Source organism: Vibrio sp. 10N.222.52.C12, assembly GCF_041474215.1.
Taxonomy (GTDB): domain Bacteria; phylum Pseudomonadota; class Gammaproteobacteria; order Enterobacterales; family Vibrionaceae; genus Vibrio; species Vibrio crassostreae_C.
In genome coordinates, this window is record NZ_JBFRTR010000110.1 from 1 (window position 1) to 10,052 (window position 10,052).

11 protein-coding genes are annotated in these 10,052 nt (G+C 38.3%); 1 reads left to right on the forward strand and 10 read right to left on the reverse strand.

All coding sequences use genetic code 11. The features are described from left to right. The first annotated feature begins 48 nt into the window (after nt 1–48). On the forward strand, nt 49–1,194 hold the full coding sequence (chrA, locus tag AB4623_RS19085; RefSeq protein WP_372147170.1) for a chromate efflux transporter: 1,146 nt from the start codon (nt 49–51) through the stop codon (nt 1,192–1,194). A 68-nt stretch (nt 1,195–1,262) separates the two neighbouring features. Here the strand turns inward: chrA and AB4623_RS19090 are convergent, their stop codons facing one another. From AB4623_RS19090 to AB4623_RS19135, 10 genes are read right to left on the reverse strand one after another with little or no spacing between them, the layout of a single operon-like run. Then, nucleotides 1,263–1,946 (reverse strand): OmpA family protein, encoded by a 684-nt coding sequence (locus AB4623_RS19090; RefSeq protein WP_372129044.1) that lies wholly within the window; start codon nt 1,944–1,946, stop codon nt 1,263–1,265. Nucleotides 1,947–1,952: 6 nt separating this feature from the next. Beyond that, nucleotides 1,953–3,473, reverse strand: a complete 1,521-nt coding sequence (locus tag AB4623_RS19095) for a pilus assembly protein TadG-related protein (protein WP_102428923.1) — start codon at nt 3,471–3,473, stop codon at nt 1,953–1,955. Nucleotides 3,474–3,475: 2 nt separating this feature from the next. Then, nucleotides 3,476–4,045, reverse strand: coding sequence for a tight adherence pilus pseudopilin TadF (gene tadF / locus AB4623_RS19100; RefSeq protein WP_372057919.1), 570 nt, complete (start codon nt 4,043–4,045; stop codon nt 3,476–3,478). Next, a complete protein-coding gene (locus tag AB4623_RS19105) occupies nt 4,042–4,533 on the reverse strand; it encodes a TadE/TadG family type IV pilus assembly protein (RefSeq protein WP_102428925.1) in 492 nt (163 codons plus the stop codon). The genes tadF and AB4623_RS19105 overlap by 4 nt, the downstream gene beginning before the upstream one ends. After that, nucleotides 4,530–5,255: a lipopolysaccharide assembly protein LapB gene (locus AB4623_RS19110; protein ID WP_102428926.1), complete on the reverse strand. Its 726-nt coding sequence runs from the start codon at nt 5,253–5,255 to the stop codon at nt 4,530–4,532. Before AB4623_RS19110 ends, AB4623_RS19105 begins: the two co-directional genes overlap by 4 nt. 9 nt (nt 5,256–5,264) lie before the next feature. After that, entirely contained in the window at nt 5,265–6,104 is an 840-nt protein-coding gene (locus AB4623_RS19115) for a type II secretion system F family protein (RefSeq protein WP_372147172.1), read from the reverse strand. Next, a complete protein-coding gene (locus tag AB4623_RS19120; protein ID WP_029236472.1) occupies nt 6,101–7,009 on the reverse strand; it encodes a type II secretion system F family protein in 909 nt (302 codons plus the stop codon). The genes AB4623_RS19115 and AB4623_RS19120 overlap by 4 nt, the downstream gene beginning before the upstream one ends. Next, complete coding sequence (locus tag AB4623_RS19125) at nt 7,009–8,286, reverse strand: CpaF family protein (RefSeq protein ID WP_102428928.1); 1,278 nt, start codon at nt 8,284–8,286, stop codon at nt 7,009–7,011. Before AB4623_RS19125 ends, AB4623_RS19120 begins: the two co-directional genes overlap by 1 nt. Beyond that, nucleotides 8,283–9,524 (reverse strand): hypothetical protein, encoded by a 1,242-nt coding sequence (locus AB4623_RS19130; protein WP_017060818.1) that lies wholly within the window; start codon nt 9,522–9,524, stop codon nt 8,283–8,285. Before AB4623_RS19130 ends, AB4623_RS19125 begins: the two co-directional genes overlap by 4 nt. Then, complete coding sequence (locus AB4623_RS19135; protein ID WP_017060819.1) at nt 9,524–10,000, reverse strand: hypothetical protein; 477 nt, start codon at nt 9,998–10,000, stop codon at nt 9,524–9,526. The genes AB4623_RS19130 and AB4623_RS19135 overlap by 1 nt, the downstream gene beginning before the upstream one ends. Nucleotides 10,001–10,052 lie beyond the last annotated feature (52 nt).

Genomic DNA, 10,052 nt, shown 5'->3' on the forward strand with positions numbered 1-10,052 from the left:
TAGTGCAAGTCACCATAAATTACGCTAAACATTTATCTGGAATCGATCATGCTTTCAATTTTTAAAACCTTTTTCTGGCTTGGCTGGATTAGCTTCGGTGGACCAGCGGCACACATTGGCTACTTCCGTAAAACCTTTGTTGAGAAACTGAATTGGCTATCCGACGAAGAGTACGGGCAAATTGTCGCCCTCAGTCAATTTCTGCCGGGCCCAGGTTCAAGTCAGGTTGGCTTTGCGGTTGGCTACAAGAAAGGTGGACTAACAGGTGCTATTGCTGCATTTGTCGGCTTCACTTCCCCATCTGTGATTCTGATGCTGATATTGGCGTTAGTCAGCAACCAACTATTGGAAGCACCACTTTTCAATTCAATCATTCACGGGCTTAAGTTATTAGCAGTAGTGGTTGTGGCTGATGCAACCTTTGGTATGTACAAGAACTTTTGCCAATCGAAGATAGCAACCGCATTATGTGTGATTACCGCGATTGTTCTGCTACTGATTCCAGGCATCTGGCCTCAAGTTTTAGTGCTTCTATTTGCAGCGATGGTTGGCAGTAAGTTCTTGACGTCTCAAGAGCTCAAAACGATACCTTCAACGCAAAAAATATCGGTAACGCCTCTCGTGATTTTTGTTGCTTTGCTGGTTGGTCTGCCTCTATTTAGTCCTTACTCTCAAGGTATTGAAGTGTTTGGCCTGTTCTACCAAGCAGGTAGCTTAGTATTCGGCGGCGGCCACGTGGTACTTCCGTTGCTACAAAATGGTATTGGTGACCAACTGTCTCAAGATGCCTTCCTAACAGGTTATGCAGCAGCACAGGCAGTACCAGGGCCTATGTTTACACTTGCGACTTACTTAGGTTATGTATTGATGCCATCGGCACCAATCACAGGCGCACTACTCGCAACGATTGCCGTGTTCTTACCAGGCTTCTTATTACTACTAGGTGTACTGAAAAACTGGCAAGCAATTGCGAGCAAACCTCTGGTTGCTGGCGCTCTTACTGGTGTGAATGCGGCAGTTGTAGGTCTACTACTTGCAGCCCTGTATCAACCTATCTTCACAAGCGCAGTGAGCAGTGGCATAGACTTCGCTCTGATCATTGTTGGCGTGTGGCTATTGAAAACAATGAAGATGCCGATTGTATGGATGGTAGCTCTGTTTATTGCAATAGGGTTTGGACTCGGAGTCATTTAATATAATGCCCACTAATTCTAATTAGTGGGCATTATAATTTTCGGATTATGCGACCGTTGAGATAGTCGTTATTCTTCTATCTGTGTAGAGGTTGGACTGGCATCGTCTTGGTTAAAAGACTCTGGGGGAATATACACATCAGCACGTCTGTTTTGAGCTCTACCTTGAGAAGTTTTGTTACTTGCGATTGGCTCAGACTCACCCAAAGACTTCAATGTCATCTTCTCTTTTGAAACTCCATAAGTAAAAAGCTGTTCAGAAGTGCTTTGAGCTCGATCTAGCCCCAACCCTTGGTTGTAAGCTTCACTGCCCACCCAATCGGTATGACCTTCGACCGTCACTAAGTAGTTATTGTCTGCGAGATGCTTTGCCACATCAACAAGCACTTCACGAGCAAGAGGGGTCAGATAATAACGATCAAAGGCGAAGTTAACACGAGCAACAAGCTGCCCTTTGTCACTATCGAAGCTAGCAATACCAAGGTTTGATATATAAGTAAGACAATCACTAGGATCAGTGATCAACTGTGAGCGCTTAAGAAGCTCCCACTTGAGAGCTGGATCATGACTTCCCTCATGAATTTGCCAATAGCCATCACGATGACTAGCCACCCCTTGAACTTCACCAATTTCGATGGTGTGAGAATACTCTGAAAAAGTATTCCCACAATATTCTACTACCTGATCACTAATCTCCTGCCCATAACTAGAGAAAGAAACAAGCATACCTATTGTTAGCATTGTATTTTTCATCTTTACTCACCCGTATAGTCTCGATACACCAGTACCTCGAGATCCTTTCTCAATTAAATTTTGAATACGTTCAATCAATTCTTCGCGACTACGTACATCGATAATATCTTCATCAGGATTTAAGACACACTTCTGAAATCCATTTTGTTTAGTCGCATCAAAATCAACACCTATAACACCTATATACAGGCTGCCATTCTCCGATTGAAAGTGCTCTCTTGCAGCATTGCACATATTGGCATCAACTAAGTCGGGTAAAATACTCGTATATGGATATTCTTGACCATCACTCAAAATAATCATAATTTTGACTCTTTGACTGTATTCATCAATCTCCTGCTGACTAGCCGAATTACTTGGCATGCCATCATTAAGTACTTGAAGCCCTCTTAAAATACCTTGATATGAAGCCGTATTGCCTCCTGAATTCATATCCTGCATTTCTTCAATCAAATCAGAATCACTGGTAAGAGGAATCACATAGTGACCTATGCCATTAGTCATCGTCATTGAGCTATTGTAAATAACATTAGTATCCGCTCTAAAGTCAAATTTTAAATCTGTATTATCTCTTTTATAGTTAAACATATCATCAACAGATTTCTGATAATCTATATACTCTGGTATTTCAAGACGTCTAGATTTAATATTTAAAACATCCAACACTCTCTTAGCTTGTTTGTGCTGATTATTATTCCCAATATTAGGGCAATCAAATATATCATCGGCACAATCTTCGACTTCACTTAATGTTCTTTTTGACCAAAAACGCCAATTGACTTTTTCATACGTTTTAGAGGAAACAGAAGAGTGGTAATCACTTCTATACCTCAACTGACTTCCTGAGAATAAATTGTTATTAATTTTATCCTGAACTCTGAGGTTAAAAGGAACAATCGCTAGACGGTTAAGCACTGTAGAATCACCTTCACGCACAACCAAAATATTATCAGCAAGATCTGAAACAGCTAGTTTGAGAGTTTGAATCTTTGTATTTACATCACCACTTGCCCCACTCCAATCCCGATTCATTGATCCTGAAAAGTCAGTGACTAGCACAATGTCTACTAATTTATCACCTAGATAGTAAGGATATTTCGCGGCGAGCGCTGAGCCTGCAAGCTTTTGATTTTCATCGAATGAGGGAATTAAATTACTCGCAAACCACGAATTATGGGTAGTCACTGCTGCAACTTCATATTGAATTTTCTCGGTATCATCATTCGCCGCAGTTGGCTCCTCATAAGTCCTTACTGTCGTGATATCTATATGCTCGATACTACGCACATAATCATCAACATATCGAGTCGCTAAAGCATCTGCTTCATTCGATTTATCATCAATTGTTATTGCAAGGGCAGCAGCTTGTGCAGCATCTCTCAAACGACTTGTTTCTTGTATATATCGAGTTCCCTCGAGTGCAAAAACTGACACGCCTAACAAAGGTATTAACGTCAGTCCAAGCCAAATTGCGGCAATACCTCTCTGACGATGAGGACCGCGATTAAATGTATTTGGGTTTATCATATCTACCTCCCAACCATCACCGAACTCGATGAAATGGTTATTTCTGATAAATTAGCAATCCCCAACAAACGTGCAAACCAAGATGAATTACTTTCACATAATGACACTTGGTAAAGAGGGAAAGAGACTCCGTTCTCTACAGGAACCAAAACCTCTTTCGATGAAATTAATGGTACATTACAACCTAAGTTGTTGAACTGGTCACTTTCGAATGAATCAATATTTGCAGCAGAGCCATCGTGCATAGCTTCAACTCTCAGCGCTACGCTTTCTGGAGCTGTGTTTAGCAGACGAGCGGCAATAATGACCATTTCGTCTCTATCATCACCAGTTAAGATGACATTTTCATCATAATATCGAGTGCGCTCTTTCATTACGTTAACCAGAGCAAAACTCACTCGGTCGAGTTTTGCTCTAACCAATAACTTATGACTCACGTCACTCATAAAATAAAATATGGCTATAACGACAAATAAAATGAGTGCTAACTCAATGGTAAAGGCGCCACGCTGCAGTGTTGAGTTGCGTTTTTTTCGAAAGCCTCCATTATTTGTTAATTCCGATATGTTCATCTAACACTCTCCCAACCCTCGTGCTCGAGAGTAAGTAACACTGAAGATGAAATTATTTCAGAATTTCCACCAAGCAAAGGTAAAATAGGTTCATATTGATAACTCAATGATATTTCGGCGAAGGAATATCCCGAATCATCAATCAGCATATCGCCATCATTACGATAATTATCAGATAAAAGATCCTCATAACTCACATAATATTTGCCTGCCATTGAAAAGTTATCAACAGGCGTCAGTGAAGACCATAATTTACTTTCATCATTCATCACGTTGAAAAAGCTGGTATTATAACTGGTGTATGAATTATCTCCCTGAAAAACAGTCGTTGACCTAACCGATTCTCTGAGCGCAAACTCAACCAAATTTGAGACGTAAATCCGATACGCCATTTCGAATATCATTACCGTCGCCGTGATGAGAATGATGATGCCTAAAGCCACCTCGACGGTTAGAGACCCCTTAGCATACTTGACTATTCTTCTCATATTGAACTCCCAGCGCCTGAAGATAGGCGTCTAGACATGGTTGTAACTTCATTGATTGAATAACTACTACCTAAAACATCACTGGCTTGTTTAACGTGACCTAACTTAATCAAAGCAATAGCTAAATTTGCCTGAACTTTTTTATTTTTAGGATCAGACAAGTACAATGGAAGTAATAAATCAATCACTTCTTGATATCTTCCATCAGCAAACTTAATCAATGCCAAATTATTCTTTATCGCAGTATCATTGTAACCTTTGATTCTGGCATTATTAAAATATTTCTCGGCTAACTCATAATCTCCATTCATGCAGTGAGATATCCCCAATAGAACATCTACTTCTGCCGTATTATTTCCCAACTCAATAGAACGTAGATAAGACTCTACCGCCAAAGCATCGTTATGATCTGCATTATAAACTTGACCTCGTAATTGAGATAACTCCCAATTAACCACTTTCAAGCCTAAAAGATAATCACTATAAAACCTTGCTGATTCGATATCACCCTTATCAAAATAAACTTTAGCTAGCTCCTGCATAGAAACTGTATCGTTGGGTGATTCTTCAAGCTTACCTTTATAATAGTTAACTAAACCATCATAATTACCCACTCGCTCCATGCTATCGACTTCATTGTCTAGACTTAGTTCAGATTGACTTGAAGAGCAGCCAATTAACGACACCAATAAAAGAGTGAAAATAAAATATCTAGCTCTCATAATTCACTCCTAAACAAGTCCCATCTGGACGACTCCAGGTGCTAAAATTAAGATGACAATAGGCATCATAATAAGTAAAATCAAAGGTATACTCATTTTAGCGGAGAGTTTCCCCATCTTTTCCTCAACGGTAAGTAACTGCATTTTACGCATATCCTCAGCCAAATCAGATAAGATCATGGAAATAGAAGATCCGTATTGAATATTTTGAATAATAGTCAAAACAAAGCTCGACATTTCAGGGGAAGGAACGCGTTCAGACAAGTTGTATAAAGCTTTATCGATACCCTGAATCTTGCCAAAGTCTGACGTTTTTTTTATCTGATAGCATAAATCACGATCAAAGGTTTCTAGTTCCTTTGACAAATAGGCAAAAGATGCCTCTATTGTCATACCGGTCTGCACACAAACAGACATCATATCTAGTAAATAGGGAAGATTTATCGAAATCTTTCTGACAACCGCCTTTTGCTTTAAACTTAAGATAAGATCAGGGAGGAGTACAGCTGTGATCACACTAACAACCACTAATATAAACTTAGTTTCTATAGCAATGTCCGCTATCCAAACAAAGAATAAGAGAACCGCGAAAAATAAAACTTTAATTGGAAAATAATAAATAGCCAGTTGAGGGCTGTGAATACCAGCATCCCTAACTTTCTGCTCTAACTCCCCTCGGTATTCTTTACCAAACTTGACAATAAATGAGTTAATTCTAGATGATCTATGCTTTTTTTGTGTTACGCTTAGCAGAAATTCTATTCTTTTTTCTCTCTTCAAATCAACTAACATATTAATTGCCATATACAAACCAAAAGCAAAAACAAATAGTATAATAATAGTATTCATAATTTCACCCTTTTAACAAGAAGCCACACTATAAATAAACCTAACAATTCACTACCTAACACATAATAAAGTATCCATTGACCTTCTGGATCATGGACAATAAATTTAATATTGTCTGGGTTCAAAAAATTTAGCATTATTGCAAAACACAATGGTATGGCTGCCACTATTTTTGCTGATATCCTCGCTTCAGATGTCATCGCCATTTTTTTTCTTTCCATTGCACGAGCATCGACTAACACTCTAATCAACCTAGCTAATACTCCCTTAAGTTGGCCTCCACGATTCAGATTGGCTCTTATTGCAATCGTAAAAAAAATGTATTCAGGGTAGGGAAATACCTCACAAGATCGCTTTAAAACATCCTCAGAATTTTCACCTAGACGAAGTCGGTCACCCATTAACTTAAATTCTCGCCCAACTTCACCATCCATATTTCCCCCAACAAATATAAATGCCTGCATCAGGCTTTCACCAGCAGTCACCGCACTCATTAATATATTCAGAGCATCAGGAAATGTCCGCTGAAATGTTTTTCTTCTAACCGTTTTAAGCCTAAAGTAACCGAAGAATAATAAACACAAGATTGAAACAATCATAATAAACATTGAACGAATATAGAAAAAATGATAAATCAAATAATAGGATATAAAAACACTGAAAATAACATAAAATAAAACAATTAGTTTTGCTCTTGAACCTAATATTCCTATAGTTGGATGTAGGTCTCTTCTAATACTTCTCCAACTTGCTCTAGGCAGCAGTCCACTGATATCAATCACCGAAATATCATCTTCTTTTTGCGTTTTTTTCAATTTTGGAAAATAATTAACCACTTTTGATTTTTTATCATCAAAAAGTAAAAATATGGCAACCCCAAATAAAATAAAAGATATCCAAATGATCATGTCCCTACCCCTTTAAAGGATTCCATCAGTTCATTATATAAACCGAAAAAATGGGCTTTTCGTACCAAGTGAGATCTCTGCATGATACCTTCTGTAACAAACTTGCCTTTTACATTCTCACCATAATTGACTTCATCATATTGGAAGGAAAATATCTCTTCCATGACAACACTATCCCCTTCAATTCCGACAATTTCTGAAATGCTTGTTACTTTTCGAGAGCCATCTCGTAAACGGTTCACTTGCACAACCAGTTCAATTGAGCTGACGATAGCCTTACGAATAGCATCCAATGGCTGGTTTAAGTTTGCCATCATAATCATAGATTCGACTCGGCTGATAGCATCTCTTGGTGTATTAGCATGTAGGGTAGACATAGACCCTTCGTGACCGGTGTTCATCGCCTGCAGCATCTCAAACGCTTCTGAACCACGACACTCACCAAGAATAATGCGATCAGGTCGCATACGAAGCGCATTAATCACCAAATCTCTCTGTGTCACTAGGCCAGTACTTTCAATACTCTTAGTTCGCGTTTCAAGTCGAACTAAATTAGGCTGTTGAAGCCGAAGTTCAGCAGCGTCTTCTATTGTTATCACCCTCTCATCATCACTAATATAATGTGATAAAGCATTGAGTAACGTTGTTTTACCTGAACCTGTACCACCAGAAATCAAAATATTTAACCGACAACGAGAAGCAATCGATAGCGCCCTTGCCATATCTAAAGACATAGAATTAAATTCGACCAAAGATTCCATCGTGATATTTTGCTCACGGAACTTACGAATAGAAATCGTCGTACCATCTAAAGCAATCGGAGGAATAACGATATTTACTCGGCTACCATCTTCGAGTCGGGCATCCACTGTAGGGGATAGCTCATCAACTCGGCGACCAACTCGAGAAGCGATTTGTTTAGCAATATTGAGAAGTTGGTCTTCATTGACAAAAGTAATATCTGAACGTTCCAATTTACCGTACTTTTCATAAAATACTTCATTTGGGCCATTAACAAGTATGTCAGTTATCGAAAAGTCTTCAACAAGCGGTTGAATAGGTCCTAATCCAAATAGCTCATCTAGCATACTTTTAACAATACTTGACCGCATCATTGCCGTTACTGGACGCTCATTATTGCTAGAAAGTACATCAACAGCACTTCTAACTTGTCCCTCTAAATCATTGCGATTCATGGTTTGAATCGCTTCGACATCAAGCGCTTCAAAAATCTGAGTGCGAAAAGATATATATAGCTCTTTAGTTGTGCTCATCGTGCCACCAGTCTATTTAACCAACCCTGATGTTTTTGCACTGATTGACCATTTATTAAGTTTGATAGGTCCTCAATTGTTTTACGAATGCTTTTCTCATGTTTATGAGCTCGCTTACCTTCTACGATTAAATGAGACAGCCTTTTACAATAAGGCATATCAATATCAACTTTTGATTCAAGGTATTTTGTTATATCACCTTGTCCAATAACGAATGTACTCTCTGGTCTATGATGGTTGGCTAAAGTTATAATTCGAGTGCGACGACTTTGTGACACTTGATTTTGTTCGAGTGCTGATAGCAATGTACGTGCATTTCTTACTGATGAAACGGAAGGTTCTAGGACAACGATGATTACATCATAAATTTCTATTAATGCATGCGGGGTAATTTTAAAATCGATACTTCCAGAAAAATCCTCGATAATAAAATTAGCACTTCTATTTAATAGTTCACATAATGTTTGATTATAATCATAAATGAATTTTTGGTCTTGCTCTCCTTGCAATGACAGCAGTCTAAAATTTTTCCTCACTTGCGTTAAATAACTTAACGCTCCATCATTATCTAATTCGTGAATTGGGACAGAATATTCATCAATCAATCTAGATTGAAAATTTTCCAAACCAATTAACACATCGATATTTGAGTCACTGTATTGGTGATCGACTAATATTGTATCAATACTTTGCGTAGATAACATTGAACTCAACTCAGTGGAAATCAGAGAAGTACCTACCCCACCTTTACTACCCACAACAGCAACGCGCTTTGCCTTACGCTTTTCACTCACACCAGAAAAAGATTCTAAATTTGCTTGAACATTTAGTATAAAGTCAGAAAACTCAAACTTATTAATAGGCCAATATAGATAGTAAAATCCCATTTCTTTTAATTCACGAAGCTTAACTATAGAGTCCTGCTGTCCTATAATGATCAGCCCTTTTCGGGTAGGAAGATGACTAGCGAAATTTTGAGCATCGTCCGCCATTGTTTCTGAGTTACATAACTCCAGTAAAACAATGTTTGATTTTTGTTCTTCATAGAACTTTTTATTTACATCCGTGTTTTTAATAAATTGTGGTTCATCCCAACCTTCAAATTGAAACATTTCTTTTACGAGATCAACGCACTCCTGCGATTGATACACTAATACGCAATCAGATGGACCATTATTAATGCCTGACAAATCTTCCGAAGCTGCGGACTCTTTCATTGTTTTAACTAAATCAAACATTATAATCCCTCCACGAGCCTTTCCTTGTGAATAACCTGCCCCACTCTTGCCGCTTCCACAAAACAGTTTTGGCTTACATCAACACCTTCTACAGAAGCAAACTTACATTTTTCCTGTAATAGAGAGTGGTAGATCACTGTAATTTTAAGATCTTTGTCTAATTCGATATTTTTATGCACACTGAACGCCTCAGCAGACAGTGGTAACTTTTCAAATTCATTCACAACATTGTCAATCAAATTTTTTGAATTTCTATTCCTATACTCAAACTTATAAGAGGCTCCGGGATCTATATCGTTAACTTTAGCGATAAGATTACTTAACTGCTCTTTGGTTTCAGGAATAGATTTGACACTAAATTTATAGATATGAGTCTCTGGGTAGACTAAGTATTCACTACCTTTGCCATTAAGATAACGCTCCGCGCAACCCGAGATAAGAAACATCATGACCACTATTACAATTAATTTCTTCATTGTATAAATCCTCCTTGAGATAACAGTTCAATTGTAGGATCACTACCACTGT